The organism is Arachnia propionica, from assembly GCF_003859805.1.
Classification (GTDB): Bacteria; Actinomycetota; Actinomycetes; order Propionibacteriales; family Propionibacteriaceae; genus Arachnia; species Arachnia propionica_C.
Window position 1 is genome coordinate 172870 of sequence record NZ_RQZG01000003.1, and the last position, 17916, is coordinate 190785.

The window sequence follows — 17916 nt, forward strand, 5'->3', positions numbered from 1 at the left end:
TGCCCTGGGAGGAAGGACGGATCTGGTCACTCGCCTGCCAGCAGGGCCTCCTCGGCCTCCTTCGTCCAGCGGCCGTCCTTCAGTTTCGCCGCGACGTGCGGGAGCTTGGTCTCCATGTCGACAAGACGTGTCAGCTCCAGGTCGTGGAGCATCGGGAAGACCATGATCTTGCCTCCCGAGGTGCGGTTGATGACCGAGCCGATGGCGTCGGCGAAACCGGCCATGCCCGTCACCGCGTCGAGGGAGATCGTGGTGTCGATGATCCCCTCCTCGATCTTCCGCAGCACCGTGCGCATGTCCGAGACGTCCGAGCCGGAGGTGCCGAGCATGAAGATGCGACGCTCCACGATGCCCTGCAGGTCGAAGTCGCCGTAGGTCCCGGCCGGGATGCCCGCGAATGCGTTGAGGATCGCCCCCTCGGCCGCGAGATCCACCGCCTGCGAGACCAGTGCGGGCACCGGGACCATGCAGGAGATGTGGGTGTACCCGGGGACCAGCTGCGTGTTCCCGGTGTTGATGATCGCAAGCGGCACCCCCTTCGCCTCCGCCACCGGACCGACGACGGCCTGGAGGCCCGCCAGTCGCTCGTCGCTGAGGTCGGTGCCGTCGACGGTGATGCCGGGCACCCCGGAGGTCACGGCCCGCATCGTGTGCATCTGCCCCATCGGACCGGCGGCACCGATGATGGCCACCTTGTCCCCCTCGCGCAGCTCACCCGTTTCCGGGATCCAGCTGTAGCCCTCGACGGGGTCGTCCCCGGTGGTGCCGCAGAACCGGATGAAGTCGTAGTGGACCCGGCCGATGTCCAACGAGACCTTGCGCTCCAGGGTCTCCCCACCCAGCACCAGGCAGAAGGTGCCACGCATGCCGAGCAGCTTCGCGGCCTTCTCGACGGCGTCCGCGTCCGAGCCGAAGAAGACGATGTCGTCGAAGGCCTGGCCGGTGAGACCGTCGAGCTCGTTGGCGGTGACCTTCACGACCTCCGCCGGGGTGTGCGTCTCCAGCAGCGCCCCGAGCTCGCCCTCACCGACGACCAGCAACCGTCCACCGTCGGCGACGTGGTTGCGCTCGGCCCAGGCATAGGAGCCCTCGACGGTGGCCCACGGCTCGATGAGACCGACGGCGGCGGCAGATGGCCCGTCGGAGACGTGGATCAGGAACTCCTCCCCGTTCGGGGCGACCACGCAGCGCTCATCGACGACGACGTACTCCTGCAGCGCCCCGTCGAAGTTGTACCCGAACGCCCCGTTCGAGGCCGGGGTGCGCAGGTGCTTCCAGTCCGCCTGGACCAGCACCCGGTCGCCGACCTTGAAGTGGGTGACCTGGTCCCCGACCTGGATGATCCGGCACACCGGCTCGTGGCCGGGCACCGTCGGTTGGGTGCCGGGACGGTAGTTCGGGATCTCGGCCAGCGCCTCAGGGGTGATCCCTGAGATCACCTCCGCCTTGCGCGGGTGGGTGTCGAAGGCGTGCAGCAGCTTGGTGTCGCTGAAGCAGATGCCGCAGGCCTCCACCTGGAGCATCATCTGGTGCGGCCCGACGGGGTCGACCTCCTTGGCGGGGTTGAGGATGAACTCGTCCTTGCCGACGATCTGGATGGCGTACTGGGTGGCGGGAAGCTCACTCATGATTCTCTCCTTGAAGGGCTCTGGCTAGGAACTGAGCATGACCTGGCCGCCGGTGACCGGCACGGCCTGGCCGGTCTCGTAGGCCTGCTCGACGATGTAGCAGATGGCGCGCAGCACGTCGATGCCGGTGGTGCCGCGTCGCATCGGGACCTTCGCCTCGTAGAAGGCCTTGACGTCGGCGACGGTCCTGGCGCCCGGTACCTTGCCGGAGTTGAGGTACTGCACGAACAGCCCGCGGTCCGGGTCGGACCACAGCGGGCCGTCGTAGAAGTTGCCGGGGCACACGGCGTTGACCTTGATGCCGTGCTCCACCAGTTCCAGCGCGAACGACTGCACCAGGCCGATGCCGCCGAACTTCGACCCCGCGTAGGCACCGTTCTTGTTGGAACCGACCAGCCCGGACTTCGAGTTGATCTGGATGATGTCGGTCAGCCAGTTCGGGGCGGTCTCGTGCTGACGGGCGAGCAGTGCCCCCAGGTGCTTGGTGACCAGGAAGAACGCCACGTAGTTGATGTCGGTGGACAGCTTGAAACTCGCGACGTCCTGCTCCAGCACGGATCCGGCCCGGACGATCCCTGCGTTGGAGATCACCAGGTCCAGTCCGCCGGTGACCCGTTCCACCTCGTCGGCCATCGCGGCGACCGACTCCTCGTCGGCGACGTCGACGGTGATCGGGTGGGTGACCTCCGCCCCGAGCTCGTCGCACTTCGCGGCGGCTCCCTCGCCGTTGAGGTCGGCGATGAAGACGAAGCATCCCTGCTCGACCAGCCCCTTGGCGATCTCCGCCCCGAAGCCCTGCGCGCCACCGGTGACCAGCGCGACACGACCACTGATCTCGCGTTCGCCACGGCTGGGTGCGGTGACCTCGAAGGTCTCCTCGCCCACCCGGACGACGGCGGGAAGGCTGAGATCTGCGGGAACCGCGAGGTCGGGGCCCAGCTCCAGGGTCGGCTCGGCGTCACGTCGTCTGAGGATGACGGGGCGGCCCAGGGCGTTGAGGAAGGCCCCCCGGATACGTGCCGTGTTGCTCATGAGGGTTCCTTTCAGTTGAGGCGGGTGAGGAGGTCGCCGGTCTCGGCACCGTCGGCGTGGTCACGTCCGAGGGGTGCGAAGGTGCGGATGCGCTCCGCCAGCTGCTCCGGGGCCAGGCGTCCCTCTCCGAGCAGGTGCACCGACGGGTCGATCGAGGCCAGCGCCTCGTGGGCGACGAGCGCCCAGGTGGCCTCGTTGAGGTCGGCGAGCCCCGGGTCCCGCAGCTCCGGGCAGGTGAAGACCTGCCGCGGGGTGTTGATGTCCACCCCGGAGATCTCCAGCATGCCGTGCTGCACGGAGAGCTGGTGGATGCGCTCGATCTGCTCCGGGGTGTTGCGCGGTGGCATGTAGGTCACGGCCCTGAGCCCTCGCTCGGCCATACCGACGAACAACTCGTCCAGGAACTCGTCCTCGAACTTCTCGGCCTTCTTGTCGCCGGTCGGGGAGGCGGAGACGTCGCCCAGGTAGGCGTAGGTGGCGATCGCCCCGACGGAGTCGGCCAGCTCGACGACCTCGACGGCACTCGGGCACTCGGTGGTGGGTTGGATGTAGATCTTGCCCAGGTACTCGGCCTTGAGCACCCCCAGCAGATCGAAGGTCAGGTGGGGGTTGTCCTCGTCACCGAGGATTCCCGCCAGCTTGGTCGGCACGGTGAGCCCCATGCCCTTCAGCCCGGTCAGCAGGGCCTCACCACGGCCGAAACCGGCGATCAGTGCATCGGCCATCGCGGCCAGCAGGTGCCGCTCCGTGATGCCACCGCCGTCACGGTACTGGCTGCGCGCCACCATGTCGGTCTGGGGATCGAAGGGGGCGAGCCCGAGACCGGTGAGGATCTCGTTGGCCGCCGCCGCCATCCGGAGGGTCCGCTCCAGCCGCGCCTCCCGTCTCGGGGCGAGCCACTGCTCCACCTTCTCCCGCGACGGCGCGGGCACACCCTGGACCGTCATGTAGGCGATGCCCTTGGAGTCGGGGTTGTTGAGCTTGCGATCCTCGAAACCGTCGCCGAAGAAGGCCCGGCACTCGAAACCGGTGACCGATCCCATCCCGAGGATACGGGTGGCGCGGGTCATCTCGTCGGCGGCGGCGATCGAGTCGTGGTCGACGGAACCCACCACGCGCAGCCCGGCCCGCCTGGCCGCGAGCGCGGCCCCGGTCGGGGTGTAGGGGCTGAACGAGTAGCACGTGTGGATGTGGTTGTTGGACTCGACCACCCACTCGGGGAAGGTCTCGCTCGCCGCGACGGCACGGAGTGCCTCGAGGCGCTCCTGTGGGGAACGTTGGGGATCGTTGGTCACATGCATGGGGGTCCTTGGTGCGGATGGATGCCGTGGGTGGAGGTGTGGACCGCCGGGCCGGGTGTGCGTGGACCCGGCCCGGCGGACATCTGTCACAGACCGAGACGTGCCCGGCGGGCCAGCTCAGCCGTGGTCTGGTTGCTGCTGGGCACGTGTCCCTTCAGCGGCAGGATGCGCTCGTGGACCGCGTCGATGATCCATTCGGGCTGCGGGAAGTACTCCTTCTCCAGCTCCGCCGCCGGGGTGATGGCGTTGCGGGACCCGACGACGGTGACCGGGGCGTCGAGGTGGTCGAAGGCCAGGGTCTGGATCTTGCTGGCCACGTCATGCAGGAAGGAGCCACGTTCCACCGCGTCGGAGGTCAGCAGCAGTCGTCCGGTCTTCTTCACCGACTCGACGACACGATCGAGGTTCAGCGGGGCGATGAAGCGCAGGTCGATGACCTCGGTGGAGACACCGTAGGTGGCCTCCAGCTGGTCGGCGGCCTCCAGCACCCGGTACAGGGTGGGGCCGATGCAGGCGATGGTGAGGTCGCTGCCCTCACGACGGATCACCGGCTGGCCCTCCTCGACCTCGTAGTAGCCCTCCGGCACACCGTCGGCGACGAACTGCTCGGCAACGTCGTAGAGCATCTGGGACTCGAAGAACACCACCGGGTCGGTGCCGCGCAGCGCCAGGTTCATCATGCCCTTGGCGTCGTAGGGGGTGGCCGGGTAGTAGACCTTCAGCCCGGGCATGTGGGCGCAGAACGCCGCCCAGTCCTGGCTGTGCTGGGCACCGTACTTGGCGCCCACCGAGATGCGCATCACCAGCGGCATCTCCAGCAGCCCACCGGACATGGCCTGCCACTTCGGGGCCTGGTTGAAGATCTCGTCCCCGGCGCGGCCGAGGAAGTCGCAGTACATCAGCTCCACCAGGGCACGCCCACCGGAGAGGGCGTAGCCGACCCCGGCGCCGACGATCGCGGCCTCGGAGATGGGAGAGTTGAACAGCCGGTGGTAGGGCAGCAGCTCGGTCAGGCCACGGTAGACGGCGAAGGCACCACCCCAGTCGCGGTTCTCCTCACCCCAGGCGGCCATCGTCGGGTCGGTGGCGAAGGCGTGGGCGACGGCCTCGAAGATCGCGTCGCGGTAGGAGAAGGCCTTGACCTTGGAGACCACCTTGCCGGAGGCGTCCTTGTGGAACCGGGCCTTGTTGGCCAGCGACTTCACCCGGGCGTTCTCGGCCAAGGGTTCGCTGAGCTGCGGTTCACGCGACTCGTCCAGTGAGGGCTTGTTGCCGTTCGAGTACATGACGGTCTCGATGAAGTCCATGTGGACCCGCGGCGAGACGTCCTCGTCCTTGGTGGCGAGCGCGATGATCTTCGTCAGCCGCTCGTCGAACCTCGCCTGGATGTCGTCGATCTCGCCCTCGGTCAGCACCTTGTTCTTGATGAGGTACTCGGAGTAGGTCTTGACGCAGTCGTGGGCCTCCCACAGCTCGACCTCCTCGCGGGTGCGGTACGACGACGCGTCCGACGGCGAGTGCCCGGAGAAACGGTAGGTGATGGTGTCGGTCAGCACCGGGCCACGGCCCGACTCCAGCAGCTCCCGCTTGCGGTTCACGGCGTCGGCGACGGCGAGCGGGTTGAGGCCGTCGACCCGCTCGGCGTGCATCGCCTCCGGGTTCACACCCATGCCGACCCGCGCCAGGATGTCGTAGCCCATGGTCTCGCCGGAGGTCTGGCCACCCATGCCGTAGAAGTTGTTGAAGAAGTTGAACCAGATCGGCGGGTTGCCGCTCACGCCGTCCTGCCACAGGGTGCGGTACTGGTCCATGGCGGCCATCATCATGGCCTCCCACACCGGGCCGCAGCCCATGGAGGCGTCACCGATGTTGGCGATGACGATGCCGGGCTGGTTGTTGATCCGCTTGAACAGCGCCGATCCGGTGGCGACGTCGGCGGAACCACCGACGATGGCATTGTTCGGCATGGAGCCGAAGGGGGCGAAGAAGGCGTGCATCGAGCCGCCCAGTCCCCGGTTGAAGCCCGCGCTGCGGGCGAAGGTCTCCGCGACGGTGCCGTAGACGATGAAGTTCTCGGCCAGCTCGGCGAGGTCCTCGTGCCCGATCTGCTCGGCCAGCCCCAGGGTCTCACCGTCCAGGAAGGTCTTCATGATCTCCTCGAGGCGCTCCGGGTCCAGCTTGCGGGCCGCGGAGAAGCACTTGGCGAGGATCTCACCGTGGCTGCGGTGGGAGCCGAACAGGAAGTCGTCGGGGCTCAGCTGCGAGGCCTGGCCGACCACCGCGGACTCCTGCCCGATGCTGAGGTGGGCGGGGCCGCGGTGGTTGTACTCGACGCCGTTCCAGGCCCCGGTCTTCTTGATCGCATCCAGCATGGTCTCGAACTGCCGGATGGCGATCATGTCGTGGAGGATGTCGATGAGGCCCTGTTTGCCGTAACGCTTCAGCTCCGCCTTGAAGTTGGGCTGGTAGGCGTTGACGGGCACCTCGGGGGCCTGGATGACCGACGTGGCGCGGACGTTGCTCGGATCGACGATGAGGGATTTGGTCATGATCTTTCTTTCGGTTCTCAGGCCTTCGCGGCCCAAGCTGCTTCTCGGATGAGTTCGCTGACGGTGGGATGGGGGAAGACCAACTGGCGCAGGTCGGTGAGATCCAGTTCGGTCTCCAGCACGGCGGAGGCACCCCAGATCATCTCGGCCGCGTACGAGCCGAGGACGTGGATGCCGAGCACCTGGCGGGTCTCCGCGTCGAGGATGAGTTTCGCGACGGCGGGGGCACTGAGCCCGTTCTCCGCGACGAAGCGGCCGGACATGTAGCCGGGGACGCTGGCGGTGATCACCTTGCGGCCCTGGTTCTTCGCCGCGGCCTCGGTGAGCCCGATTCCGGCACACTCGGGGGCGGTGTAGACGGCCCATGGCACGGTGTGCCAGCGCATCACCTCGCCGCGCCGGTGGGCCTCGGGGTCGATGATGTTGGCGGCGGCCACCTCACCCATCCGGTAGGCGGCGTGGGCCAGCAGGCTGCGGCCGGTGACGTCGCCGATGGCCCACACACCTGGCAGGTTGGTGCGCATCCGGTCGTCGACGACGATCCCACGCGGTGAGAACTCCAGCCCGGTGTGCTCCGCGCCCCAGCCCTCGACGGCAGGTCTGCGACCGACCGCCATGAGCACGTGGTCGGCCTCGACTGACTCCTCCGCGCCGTCGGCGGTGGTCCAGCGGACGGTGCCACCGTCGATGGCGGTGACCTTGCAGCTGAGCTTGAAGGTGACCTTGTCGAGGGCCTTGCGGAGCTGGGCCGCCACGTCGTCGTCCGCGAAGGGGATGATCTCCGGCAGCATCTCGATGACGGTGACCTCGGTGCCGAGCATCGAGTACAGGGAGGCGAACTCCACACCGATGACACCGCCGCCGATGACGGCGAGACGCTTCGGGATCTCGGGCAGGGACAGTGCGCCGGTGGAATCGATGACCCGTGGGTTGTCGGTGGCCCCGGGGATCGGCGGCATCACGGGCACCGAACCGGTGGCGAGGATGACGTGGGTGGCGGTGTGGGTGGTGCCGTCGACGGTGACCTTGCCCGGACCGTCGAAGTGACCGTGGCCGTGGATGACGGTGACCCCGGCCTTCTTCTCCGTGGCGCCGACTCCCCCGACGAGGGTGGCCACCACCTTGTCCTTCCACTTCTGGAGGGCGGGCCAGTCGATGCGGGCCCCGTCGACGTGGACGCCGAACTGGGCGCCGTGGACGGCGTGGTCGTAGGTCTTGGCGGCCCCCAGCAGGGTCTTGGTGGGGATGCAGCCGACGTTGAGGCAGGTGCCACCGAGTGCGGTGGCCTCGACCAGGAGCACCTTCTTCCCGGCGTGGCCGAGCCGCTCAGCGGCGATGTAGCCGCCGGGGCCGCCGCCCAGGACGATGACGTCGTAGTTGGTCATGTCAGTTCCTCTCACAGCATCACGGTGAATTCGATGTTCTCGATGAAGGCCACGAGATCGGCCAGGAAGCGGGCGGCGTCCGCACCGTCGATGACCCGGTGGTCGGCGGTCAGGGACAGCCCGATGCGCTGCTCGACCTTGGTCTTGCCCTTCTCGTTGACCCAGGCACGCGGGACGATGGCGTCGACCCCGAGGATGGCGGTCTGCGGCACGTTGAGCAGCGGGGTGAAGGACTCGATGCCGAAGCCACCGAGGTTGGAGACGGTGAAGGTGGCGCCACTCAGCAGGTCGGGGTTGATGTTGCCCTCGATGGCCTGGGCCGCGAGTTCCTTGGAGACCGCCGAGAACTGGCCGAGCGTCATCCGGGAGGCGTCGCGCACGGTGGGGACCAGCAGGCCGCGCGGGGTGTCGCAGGCGAATCCCAGGTGGACGCGCTCGAAGGTGGTGAGCACCCCGTCCTCGAGGTGGGCGTTGTGGCTGGGGTGCTTGGCGGCGGTCTTGACGGCGGCGAAGCCGACGAGGTCGCCGATGGTCACCTTGGTCAGGCCGAGCGCCGGGTCGGAGGCCTTGAGCCTCTTGCGCAGGTCGAGCAGGCCCTGGGCCCTGGCGGTGGCGGTGTAGGTGAGCTGCGCGGAGCTGGCCAGCGAGTGCATCATCCGTTCGGAGATGACCTTGCGGATGCCCTTGAGCGGGGTCTGGGTGCTGGGGCCGGGGAAGTCGGTCTCGGTGCTGACGACGGCGGGCTTGGCGGCCTCCGAGGTCGGGGCGGCCGGAGCGGCGTCGGTGGCGGAACCGGCGAGATCGGCCTGGGAGACGCGTCCGCCCAGTCCGGTGCCCTCACCGGCGGTCGCCCCGGCACGGGCGGCGGCCTTGGTGGTGCCGTCGGCGACGGCGGCGACGTCGCGGGCGATGATGCGGCCCTCGGGCCCGGTTCCTGCAGGCACCGAGGCGAGGTCGATCCCCTCGGCGGCGGCGAGGTTGCGGGCGCGGGGGCTGGCACCGGGGGCGTCGCCGACCGGGGCGGCGGGAATGGCTGCGGCAGGGGTCGGTTCGGCTGCGGGGGTCTCAGCCGGGGCCTCCTCGGGGGCAGGGGTGGGTGCGGCGTCGCCGAAGCCCGCCTCGGCCAGCGCCGGGGCCGGGTCCTCCCCGGGTTCGCCGACCACCAGGAGGGGCTGCATGACGGGGACGTCGTCGCCCTCCTCCCACAGCCGCTTCAGCACGGTTCCGGCGGCGGTGGCGGGCACCTCCATGGCGGCCTTGTCGGTCTCCACCTCGCACAGCACGCTGTTCTCCGCGATGGTGTCGCCCTCCTTCACGGCCCAGGACACGATGAGGCAGGACTCGACGCTGTTCCCGAGGGCTGGCATGACGATGACGGTGGCCATTTGATCTCTCCTAGACGATTCTCAGCTGGGTGTGTTCGGTCAGGGCCTCAGCGGCGTCGTCCGCGAGACCGGAGTCGGTGATGATGCCGGTGATGGCATCCAGGGGCAGGAAGGTGACGAAACCGGCCTGCCCGAACTTGGAGGAGTCGGCGACGAGCCAGGTCTCCTCCGCGCGTTCCCGCATCAGGGTGGAGACCTGCGCCCCTTCGACGAAGCGGGTGGTCAGGCCTCGTTCCGGGGAGAAGCCGTCGGTGCCGAGGAAGGCGATGCGCGTGTTGAAGTCGGCGATGGCGCGTTCGGCCAGGGGGCCGACGAGGGATTCGGACTCGGGCCGGTAGACCCCGCCGGTGAGGATGATGTTGAGGGCCGGGTTCTGGCGGGCGTTGGCGAACACGAGGGTGGAGTTGGTGACCACCTGGACGCCGCGCCGGTTGGTGAGGTGTCGCGCGATGAGCGCGGCGGTGGTGCCGGCCTCGATCATGACGGTGTCGTCGTTGCCGATGAGCGAGGCCGCCTCCTGGGCGATGCGTTCCTTGGCCTCGACGTTGATCTTCTGCCGCTGCAGGATGCCCTGCCAGGTGATGGGACGGGCCCCGCCGCGGGTGCGGATCAGCATGCCCTGCTGTTCGAGGGAGCGCAGGTCGCCGCGGATGGTGACCTCGGAGACCCCGAAGTCGGTGGCCAGTGCGGCGACGCTGAGCGACCCGTCGTCGGCCAGCTTCGCCAGGATCGCGGTCTCGCGATCTGCCCGCTCCACAGTCATCGTGGCTTTCCTTCACTTACGAAACACTTTCGTTGTTCCTACAATACCGCACAAGATCGGAAGGTCAAGAAGCAGATCGAAAGTTCTGATCGAAACCGCACTCCCCTCCCCCACCACCCACGACCCCGCCCCGGGTTCGCCCATCTTGGCGCCGGTTTGCCTGCCTTGTGACGGGTTCACCTGTCTTGAGGAGGAAATGCCTGCCTTAAATCGAATTGCCTGTCCAATAAGACAGGCAAACCGGAACAAGACAGGCAATCAAGACCCAGGACAGGCGGACCGGGGACCCAGGACAGGACACCCAGTTCAGTGAGCCAGGCCCGGGTGTCGGCGTCGTCGACCCACAGGTGCGCCTGCCAGCCGAGTTCCCGGGCAGCGACGACGTTCGGCTCGCGATCGTCGATGAAGGCGGGCCTCGGGCCGACCCGTTCGGCGACGAGGCGACAGAACTCCGGGTCGGGTCTCATGAGCCGGAGCGGACCCGGGACGAAGAGGTCGTCGACATCCGCTCGCCAGTCGGCACCCTCCATCGCAGCCGCCATCTCCACCGGCGCGTTGGACAGCACGACCACCCGAACCCGCTCGATCACACGAGCCCCCAGCAGGCACGAATCGCCGTTCTGCTTCAATGACGCGCTACCTGAAACGTTTCACAAGCAAGCAACCTGCAAGTTGGTGCACACCACGTCATAGGCTGTCGAGGTGATGCCCCGGATCAGGTGTTTCGAGCAGGACCCGACGGTGATGAACGTCGCCTCATGCGTGCTGGATGACCGGGTGTGTACGGTGACGTTGGATCGCGGCGGCTGGATTCGGGTGCGGGATGTCCTCACGGGGAATGACCTCCGGGAGCCGACAGGGCCTGGAGGCCACGACCCGGCCATCACGCCCGCGGATCGGGAGGACCTCCTGGCGGTCGTGACCATCGATTCCGTTCCTCATGCCGTCGTGCCCACCGACTCCGGGAGCGTCGAGTGCTGGAACCTGGGAACCGGCTACCGACGGTGGTGCCTTGAGGGCAGATCACACCCCGTGAGTCCGCTGGTCGAGGACCTGGAGGTGTTCCGGACCTCGAGTGGCGCGTCCCGTCTCGGTGTCGTCACGGAGAAAGAACTTCTGATGGTCGATCCCGCGACAGGCGTGATGGTTCTTCCACCACTCACCGTCCCGATGGATTCCGCGTGGCAGGTCTGGGCGCTGCCGGATGCCAGGAGCGCCGAGCTGGTGGCCGTCACCTCGGGCTGGGGCGAGGTGGCTCTGTGGGACCTGACCGGCTCGCGGCTCGGAGACGTTCACGAGGGAGGGGTCGACCCCGTGACGGTCCAGGGATACCGGGATCACGAGGGGTTTCTTCGCCTTGCCCTGGTGCATCAACAGAACCCGGAAACAGTGATGTCCTGGCAGCCCGAGGCGGGCAGGACTGAAATGCTGTGGGAGTCCACGTCACCGTTCCTGTTCGCCGACGACCCTCACGTGGGTGGCGCGGTGGCCGTGACCGTCCGTAACGACTCTGTGCTGGAAGGACGCAGGCTGCGCGACGGCGAGGTCGTGCTCCGAGCCGATCACCCGGCAACGGGGGATGTGCGATGGCTGGTGGTTCTCCCGGGCTCGGGAGGGTCGATGTGGGCGTGTTGCTTCGCGAGCGAGCTCCGCTTCCTCGACACCGCCACCGGAGGTTGGTCCGATCCGATCACGACGTTCCACCCCACGCTGAGATGGCGCGTCCGCGACATCCGCACGGTCCACGCGGCCCCGGAGGGGCGGTTGCTGCTGGGCTTCAAAAACGGATGGGCCGTGGTGGAGCCGGACTGAACGCTACCGGGCGAGGCTGAAGAAGAAGCCAAAACCTGAATTTTCCTACATCTCATGTCGGAAAATTCCTACATGCGATGTAGGATTTTTCCATGTCGTTCAGGTACCGGAACCGCGGACTGCAGCAGGCCCTCCCGCAACACGCCAGCCACAAGGTGCTGATCCTCGAGGGGCGTCGCGCCGTGGGCAAGTCCTCCCTGGTGCGTCACCTGCAGGACCAGGGGCAGTACCGCTCCTACCGCAGTCTCAACGATCCCGCTGAGCGCGCCCGCGCCGCCGCTGAGCCGATGCGCTGGCTCGAGGGCCTGGCACGCCCTGCCATCGTGGATGAGGCCCAGCTGGTCCCCGACCTCACCCGGGCGGCCAAGGAGCTGGTGGATCGGCTGCCCGAGGAACATCAGTTGCTCCTGACCGGCTCCGCCTCCGTCGGGCGCGGCACCATGGCAGGGAGCGATCCCTTGGTGGGCAGGTCCACCCGGCTACGTCTGCACCCCTTCACCTCCTTCGAATTGACCGCCTCGCCACAGCGGACCATCCCCAGCCTGATCGATCTTCTCTTCGACGCCCCGTTGGAAACCAGCGAGCTGCGCGCCCTGACCCAACGACATCTCGTCGCCCTGGTGCGTACCGGCGGGATGCCCTCCTACTGTCTCCCCGCCATTCCCCTGACGCGCAGCGCCCTGGAGAGCCGCGTCCGCTCCGACACCCTTGCCCTGCTCGGGGATCAGCTCCTCCCCGGTGAGCGGCTGGACGTGGGAATCGCCCAGGCCGTCCTGGACGCCGTCCTGCGCATCCCTGGAGGACAGTTCAACGCGACCCGCCTCGGTCAGGGGCTCGACCTGGACCAGCGCACGGTCTCCCGATACGTCCAGCTGCTGGAACGCCGCTTCCTGCTGACCCAGCTGCACAATCTCCGCGCCGGTGTGGCACGGGCCAGCCGGGTGATGCCGAAGGTCCACGCCACCGACACCTCCGCCACCTGCGAGGTCCTCTCCCGCTCCGGCCACGACGTCGCGGACTCCCCGGAAGCTCTGGGGCAGGTGCTCGAGTCCTGGGTCGTGCAGCAGCTCATGGGGTCACTCGGCTGGACCGAGGTCCCCAGCCAGCTCTTCTACTGGCGGGACAACAAGACCGGCGACGAGGTGGACGCGGTCCTGCTGGATGGCACCGGACGCCGGGTCGGCGTCGAGGTGAAGCTGGCCTCCGCCGTCGCGCCGAAGGACCTCAAGGGCCTGCGGGCACTGCGTGACAACGGCGGCCTGCACCGTGGATTCGTGGTTCACACCGGTTCCGCGATGGAACAGCTCGATGAGGACATCTGGGCGCTGCCCCTGAGCGCCCTCACCGACCCGAGCGCGTGGTCCAGCACCCCCCAATCCACAACCGGTAAGGAGATCATCACCGTGACCGCCCCCGCCCCCGACACCCCATCGGTGTTCCTCAGCTACGTCCACAACGACGACGAGACGTTCGATGGGCTGCTGGTGAGCTTCGCCGAACAGGTGGCCAAGGCATACCAGACCGAGACGGGGACCTCGTTGGAGCTCATCGTGGATCGGAGCTCCATCAACTGGGGGGAGCGGTGGCGCAACAGGCTGACCACGGAGCTGGCCCGCGCCAACTTCCTGCTGGCCATGGTCACGCCCAGCTACATCCGCTCGAAGGTCTGCCGTGAGGAGTTCCTGGAGTTCAGAGCCGGGGAGGCCACCAAGGGTCATGACGGCATCCTGGCCCTGCTGGTCAAGGACCCCAGGTGGAACCGCCCCGACGTCGCGGGCGACCCGGGGGTGGCCCAGATTCGCGAAACCATGTCGGAGCGTCAGTGGCTCACCCTTGAGCACCCGCTGGAGGAGCTGGAGGTGGGTACCTCACAGTTCCGCAGGACCGCTCAGGCCGTGGCCAAGGCCTTGGCCAAACGGGTCGACGCGTTCGATTCCGCACCTCCACCCGCGGAGAGCACATCGGAGGCGTCGGAGCAGGACGATGAGGACGGCCTGCTGGAGCTCCAGGAGCGAATTCACGACGTTCTCATGCCCCGGTTCACAGCACGCGCCTCGGAGTTCGACCAGGCCCTCCGGGAGCTGTTCCAGGACTTCACCGCGAAGTTCAATTCCCTCCCACAGGGACGCCCTCCCCAGTCATCAACGCTCACCAGCATCACCCACCGGCTGGAACCGAGACGCACGCACCTCGACGAAACCAACAGTGCTCTTTCGGCTTCGTGGCGCGATCTGGAGAAAGCCCTGGACCAGGTGGTCAGAACCGCCACTCACCCTGCGGCGGCAGAGGCTCTGCCCTCCCTCCGTGAGGAACTGCTGGCAGTTCTGCACCACACCGAGCACGTGGAACTCGAGACGATCTCGAAGCGGGTCCAGGCCCTCGCCCTGATGTCCCGCTCCCTCAAACCGCTGAGCAGGAGTGTGGAAGCCGCCCTGCAGACCTTCCGAAGCATCGAGAAAGCGGCGGAACTCTGGCAGCGGCACCTGCGATGACCCAGATGTCGCCCTGCTCGGGGGATCGTGCGTGCCCCTGCTCCCGCTGGCCGGGATCTCGGGGCCGTTCGCCGGAATCCACACCAGCCACGTCGCACTCGTCTATGCTGGATCGATTACAGCCCTGAGGGCCGGAGGGAACAACCAGAGAGGAAAGCCGATGAGTGAGAAAAAGCTTCGCTTCGACGTTCCGACACAACATGGTGACCGGTTCATCGACCTTGCTGACATCATTCCTGCCATTCGCCCATTCGGTCTCACCTGGGAGATGAGCAATTCCTGGGTGGTGACGAGAGAAGGAACTCCGAGCAGGATCAGGGAAATCCTGAACCAGGCAGAGGAGTCCACGGTCGACCTCGACTGGGACACCATTGAGGAATGTGCCCAATGGGCCACCCAGTGCAACGAGCTGACCCTGCGAGGACATCTCGACGGCGACGAGACGAGCACCGTTCTCCAGATCGAGGTCTTCGACTCGCAGCAGTGGGAGATCACCGTGCAGGACCCCTCCTACTTCGATCCGGCTGAGTTGCGCCCCTTGGGCGGCTCCTGGGTGCGGGTCGACGAGCACGGACAGCCCCTGCGGAGGCCCCGGGGCTGACACGCCTCCACCGTCTTTCCAGCCCGGTGCGCCCGGATCGCTCACCTGATGAAGCCCCCTGAGCAGGCCTCCCGGTTTCCCTCAGACGCATCAGCGAGCTATATTCAAACCGTTCCTGGCCGAAAGTGTGACCACAGAAGACAGAAGCAGGTTTCCAGCATGAGGGGTGCCATGACCGTACCGACGCCACCACAGTTCGACGGACCCCTGCCCGAGACCCACCGGGCCGCGTTGGCCAAGGCCGCGGTCTACCTCGGCTTCCACCCCCTGAGCAAGCGGGGCCTGTTCAACCAGCTCACCTCCGAGCAGGGGGATCATTTTCCCGCCGACGCCGCACGCTACGCCGTCGAGCACGTCAAGGTCGACTGGCGGGCCGTGGCCCTCAAGGCCGCCGTCAGCTACCGCGACACCATGGCCATGGAGCCCGCCGCGATCCGCGCGCAGCTGGTCTCCGAGTACGGCGAGATGTTCACCCCCGACGAGGCCGACTACGCCATCGCGAACCTCTGACCCCGGAGGGCGTGCACGAACTGGCAGGTTGCTTGACCCTGAAACGTTTCACCGGGGTCTCGCGCAAGCAGAACGGCGATTCGTACCCCTTTGAGCGTGCCTGGGTTGCCGCGCCCAGCGGAGTCGTCGCGCGCCGTCGCAGCGCCTCCGCGCCGCTCACGCCAGCGGCAGACGGATCCGCACCGTCGTTCCCTTGCCGTGGATGGAGCTGAGCTCACACTCACCACCCAGCCGCCGCAGCACCGCCGCCACCATCGGCAGGCCCAGGCCGTTGCCCGGGATGTGGCGCACGTCCTTGCCGCGGGAGAGCTCTCCCCACACCTGCTCCACCTCGCTGGCCCGGATGCCCTGACCGGTGTCGGCGACGTCGATGACCGCCATCCCCCGGTCCTCCGTGCCCCGGATCTCCAGTGTCGCCCCGAACTGCGAGTACTTCACGGCATTGCCGATGATGTTGTACAGCGCCAGGAACACCAGGTCCCGGTCCCCCCTGACCGGCGGCAGCGGACGCGGGGCACGCGGGAAGGCCAGCTGCACGTCACGGTCCTCCGGCACCACCGTCTCGATCACCTCACCGATCACCTCCGACACGTCGACCGCCTCATCCGCGACGGGGTAGGCGTCGATCTCGCTGATCTTGCGCAGCTCCGCCACCAGCGACGACAATCGCTCCACCTGTCCCTGCAGCGAGGTCGCCAGATCGGCAGGACGCACCTCCGCGATCCCCATCCGAAGCGCGGTGAGCGGATTCTTCAGCTCGTGGTCGAGCCGCCCGACGAAGGTCCTGTGCTCCTCACGGGACGCCGTCCGGGCCTCACTGCGTGCCCGCTCCACGGCCCGTTCCAGTTGTTCACGACGCCACGTCACCCCCCACGCGAGGATCAGCACCACGGCACCGACGATGACCGGCACTCCCCACAGGTCGAGACCCAGCCGCAGCACCCGTCGCTCCCCGGCGAACATCATGCCGAGTCCCAGCACCAGCCCCAGCGCAGCGATCAGCCACGCCCAGCCCAGTCCTCTCACACCGCCCTCACCTCTGGGTGGAAGCGATACCCCACCCCTTGCACCGTGTCGATGACCTCCAGGCCGTGCACCCCCAGTGCCTTGCGCAGCTCCGCCACGCGATGATCGACGGCGCGCGTCGTGATGGCGAACTCCACACCCCACACCTGCTGCAGCAGGTGGTCACGGCTGAAGGTCTCGCCGTGGTGGATCATGAGGTACTCCAGCAGAGCCAACGCCTTCGGGGTGAGCTGCACCGCCTTGCCCTTCGCCTGCACCGTCTTGCCCAGTCGGTCCAGCTCCAGGCCACCGCCCTTGACCCGGGATGCGTGGGAGAGGGTCTGCCCCAGCTGGCCGCGTCGCAGCACCGCACGGATCCTGGCCACCAGCTCCGCCGGGTCGAAGGGCTTGTTGAGGTAGTCGTCGGCGCCCTTCTCCAAGGCATCGGCCCGGGTCCCGGACTGCCCCACCCCGGTCAGCAGGATCACCGGCGTCCAGTCACCGCGTCGTCGCAGCCTGGCCAGCACCTCCCGACCATCGGCCCGGGGCATCATGACATCCAGCACGATCAGGTCAGGCCTCGACTGCTCCGCCACCTCCAGCGCCTCGACGCCGTCGGAGGCGGTGAGCGCGGTGAAGTCGTGGCGGGTGAGGATGCGTGCCAGATGGTTGCGGATCATGGGGTCGTCGTCGGCGACGAGGATCCGGCTCATCCGTTCTCCTTTCGCTCCCATGGGTCATCGGATCGTATCGGGAAATCCATGTCGACTGCTCGGTGGGCCGCCCCATGGTGCTGGGATGGCCCACCGGAGAGCAGGATCTCAGAGGATGGTGTTGTTGGAACCGCTGTTGTCCACCGTGCCGGTCCTGGTGTTGACCTTGATGAAGTTCTCATTCCCCGTGACCTTCAGGTCACCACCGGTGCCGACGTAGATGTCGTTGTCATCGGATTCGACGGTGATGCTGCCCGTCTCCTTGGCCTTGAAGAAGTTGTCCTTGCCCGCAGTGATCCTCAGGTCACCGCTGGTTTCCAGGTAGATGTCGTTGTCGGCCTCGCTGACGGTGACCGTTCCTGCCTTCTTCCCCTCAACGTGGTTGTCCTTCCCGGTGATGGTCAGCTCACCCGCGCCCTCGAAGTACACGTCCGCGTTGTTCGCACTGATGGTGATCGACGGGCAGTCACCATCGATCTGGACGAAGGCGTCATCAGCGGCCACCATCTGGGGGCCGTCGCACGTGACGGTCTCGGTGTCACCCGCCTTTGCCTCGCGCGGTTTCGAGGACTCCGAGGGGGCCCCGGTCGTCTCGGTGCCCTCGGCGCTGGCATTGACCGTCGCCCCGTTCGAGGCGTTCGCCTCGACGTTGACCTCACCCTCGATGGTCTTGACCGCCACCCCGGGCAACTGGCTCTGCAGATCCTCCGGAGCCGGAGCATCCGCCGGCTTCGCATCAA

15 protein-coding genes are annotated in these 17916 nt (G+C 67.5%); 4 read left to right on the top strand and 11 right to left on the bottom strand.

The window, feature by feature from the left end; translation table 11 throughout:
* Nucleotides 1–26 precede the first annotated feature (26 nt).
* From EII34_RS04325 to EII34_RS04360, 8 genes are all read right to left on the bottom strand, one after another.
* The gene (locus EII34_RS04325) at nt 27–1628 is read right to left on the bottom strand and encodes an alcohol dehydrogenase catalytic domain-containing protein (RefSeq protein WP_124843275.1); all 1602 of its coding nucleotides are present in this window, start codon (nt 1626–1628) and stop codon (nt 27–29) included.
* A 24-nt stretch (nt 1629–1652) separates the two neighbouring features.
* Complete coding sequence (locus EII34_RS04330) at nt 1653–2660, bottom strand: SDR family NAD(P)-dependent oxidoreductase (protein WP_124843277.1); 1008 nt, start codon at nt 2658–2660, stop codon at nt 1653–1655.
* An 11-nt stretch (nt 2661–2671) separates the two neighbouring features.
* Entirely contained in the window at nt 2672–3961 is a 1290-nt protein-coding gene (locus EII34_RS04335) for a PHP domain-containing protein (RefSeq protein ID WP_124843279.1), read from the bottom strand.
* Between the two features lie 86 nt (nt 3962–4047).
* Nucleotides 4048–6510 (bottom strand): alpha-ketoacid dehydrogenase subunit alpha/beta, encoded by a 2463-nt coding sequence (locus EII34_RS04340; RefSeq protein WP_124843281.1) that lies wholly within the window; start codon nt 6508–6510, stop codon nt 4048–4050.
* Nucleotides 6511–6527: 17 nt separating this feature from the next.
* Entirely contained in the window at nt 6528–7895 is a 1368-nt protein-coding gene (gene lpdA / locus EII34_RS04345; RefSeq protein WP_124843291.1) for a dihydrolipoyl dehydrogenase, read from the bottom strand.
* A gap of 11 nt (nt 7896–7906) precedes the next feature.
* On the bottom strand, nt 7907–9280 hold the full coding sequence (locus EII34_RS04350; RefSeq protein ID WP_124843293.1) for a dihydrolipoamide acetyltransferase family protein: 1374 nt from the start codon (nt 9278–9280) through the stop codon (nt 7907–7909).
* Nucleotides 9281–9290: 10 nt separating this feature from the next.
* Complete coding sequence (locus tag EII34_RS04355) at nt 9291–10043, bottom strand: DeoR/GlpR family DNA-binding transcription regulator (protein ID WP_185711171.1); 753 nt, start codon at nt 10041–10043, stop codon at nt 9291–9293.
* A 176-nt stretch (nt 10044–10219) separates the two neighbouring features.
* Nucleotides 10220–10672 carry an HAD family hydrolase gene (locus EII34_RS04360; RefSeq protein WP_124843295.1) on the bottom strand — a complete coding sequence of 151 codons (453 nt, stop codon included), beginning with the start codon at nt 10670–10672 and terminating at the stop codon, nt 10220–10222.
* Nucleotides 10673–10745: 73 nt separating this feature from the next.
* On the opposite strand from EII34_RS04360, the gene EII34_RS04365 reads away from it, so the two are divergent.
* From EII34_RS04365 to EII34_RS04380, 4 genes are all read left to right on the top strand, one after another.
* The gene (locus EII34_RS04365) at nt 10746–11855 is read left to right on the top strand and encodes a WD40 repeat domain-containing protein (RefSeq protein WP_124843297.1); all 1110 of its coding nucleotides are present in this window, start codon (nt 10746–10748) and stop codon (nt 11853–11855) included.
* Between the two features lie 92 nt (nt 11856–11947).
* The gene (locus tag EII34_RS04370) at nt 11948–14347 is read left to right on the top strand and encodes a DUF4143 domain-containing protein (RefSeq protein ID WP_124843299.1); all 2400 of its coding nucleotides are present in this window, start codon (nt 11948–11950) and stop codon (nt 14345–14347) included.
* A 160-nt stretch (nt 14348–14507) separates the two neighbouring features.
* On the top strand, nt 14508–14948 hold the full coding sequence (locus tag EII34_RS04375; RefSeq protein WP_124843301.1) for a hypothetical protein: 441 nt from the start codon (nt 14508–14510) through the stop codon (nt 14946–14948).
* Nucleotides 14949–15107: 159 nt separating this feature from the next.
* The gene (locus tag EII34_RS04380) at nt 15108–15458 is read left to right on the top strand and encodes an Ltp family lipoprotein (RefSeq protein ID WP_221620195.1); all 351 of its coding nucleotides are present in this window, start codon (nt 15108–15110) and stop codon (nt 15456–15458) included.
* Between the two features lie 156 nt (nt 15459–15614).
* Here EII34_RS04380 and EII34_RS04385 read toward each other — a convergent pair whose 3' ends face one another.
* From EII34_RS04385 to EII34_RS04395, 3 genes are all read right to left on the bottom strand, one after another.
* Nucleotides 15615–16484, bottom strand: a complete 870-nt coding sequence (locus EII34_RS04385) for a sensor histidine kinase (RefSeq protein WP_124843305.1) — start codon at nt 16482–16484, stop codon at nt 15615–15617.
* Entirely contained in the window at nt 16481–17176 is a 696-nt protein-coding gene (locus tag EII34_RS04390) for a response regulator transcription factor (protein WP_124843307.1), read from the bottom strand. Before EII34_RS04390 ends, EII34_RS04385 begins: the two co-directional genes overlap by 4 nt.
* Before the next feature lie 108 nt (nt 17177–17284).
* A partial coding sequence (locus EII34_RS04395) for a DUF3060 domain-containing protein (protein ID WP_124843309.1) occupies nt 17285–17916 on the bottom strand: 632 nt, incomplete at its 5' end.

What these genes read in the sequence shown, in the direction of transcription:
- EII34_RS04325 (WP_124843275.1), bottom strand. Translation starts at nt 1,628, where the DNA reads ATGAGTGAGCTTCCCGCCACCCAGTACGCCATCCAGATCGTCGGCAAG.
- EII34_RS04330 (WP_124843277.1), bottom strand. Translation starts at nt 2,660, where the DNA reads ATGAGCAACACGGCACGTATCCGGGGGGCCTTCCTCAACGCCCTGGGC.
- EII34_RS04335 (WP_124843279.1), bottom strand. Translation starts at nt 3,961, where the DNA reads ATGCATGTGACCAACGATCCCCAACGTTCCCCACAGGAGCGCCTCGAG.
- EII34_RS04340 (WP_124843281.1), bottom strand. Translation starts at nt 6,510, where the DNA reads ATGACCAAATCCCTCATCGTCGATCCGAGCAACGTCCGCGCCACGTCG.
- lpdA (WP_124843291.1), bottom strand. Translation starts at nt 7,895, where the DNA reads ATGACCAACTACGACGTCATCGTCCTGGGCGGCGGCCCCGGCGGCTAC.
- EII34_RS04350 (WP_124843293.1), bottom strand. Translation starts at nt 9,280, where the DNA reads ATGGCCACCGTCATCGTCATGCCAGCCCTCGGGAACAGCGTCGAGTCC.
- EII34_RS04355 (WP_185711171.1), bottom strand. Translation starts at nt 10,043, where the DNA reads ATGACTGTGGAGCGGGCAGATCGCGAGACCGCGATCCTGGCGAAGCTG.
- EII34_RS04370 (WP_124843299.1), top strand. Translation starts at nt 11,948, where the DNA reads ATGTCGTTCAGGTACCGGAACCGCGGACTGCAGCAGGCCCTCCCGCAA.
- EII34_RS04375 (WP_124843301.1), top strand. Translation starts at nt 14,508, where the DNA reads ATGAGTGAGAAAAAGCTTCGCTTCGACGTTCCGACACAACATGGTGAC.
- EII34_RS04380 (WP_221620195.1), top strand. Translation starts at nt 15,108, where the DNA reads ATGAGGGGTGCCATGACCGTACCGACGCCACCACAGTTCGACGGACCC.
- EII34_RS04390 (WP_124843307.1), bottom strand. Translation starts at nt 17,176, where the DNA reads ATGAGCCGGATCCTCGTCGCCGACGACGACCCCATGATCCGCAACCAT.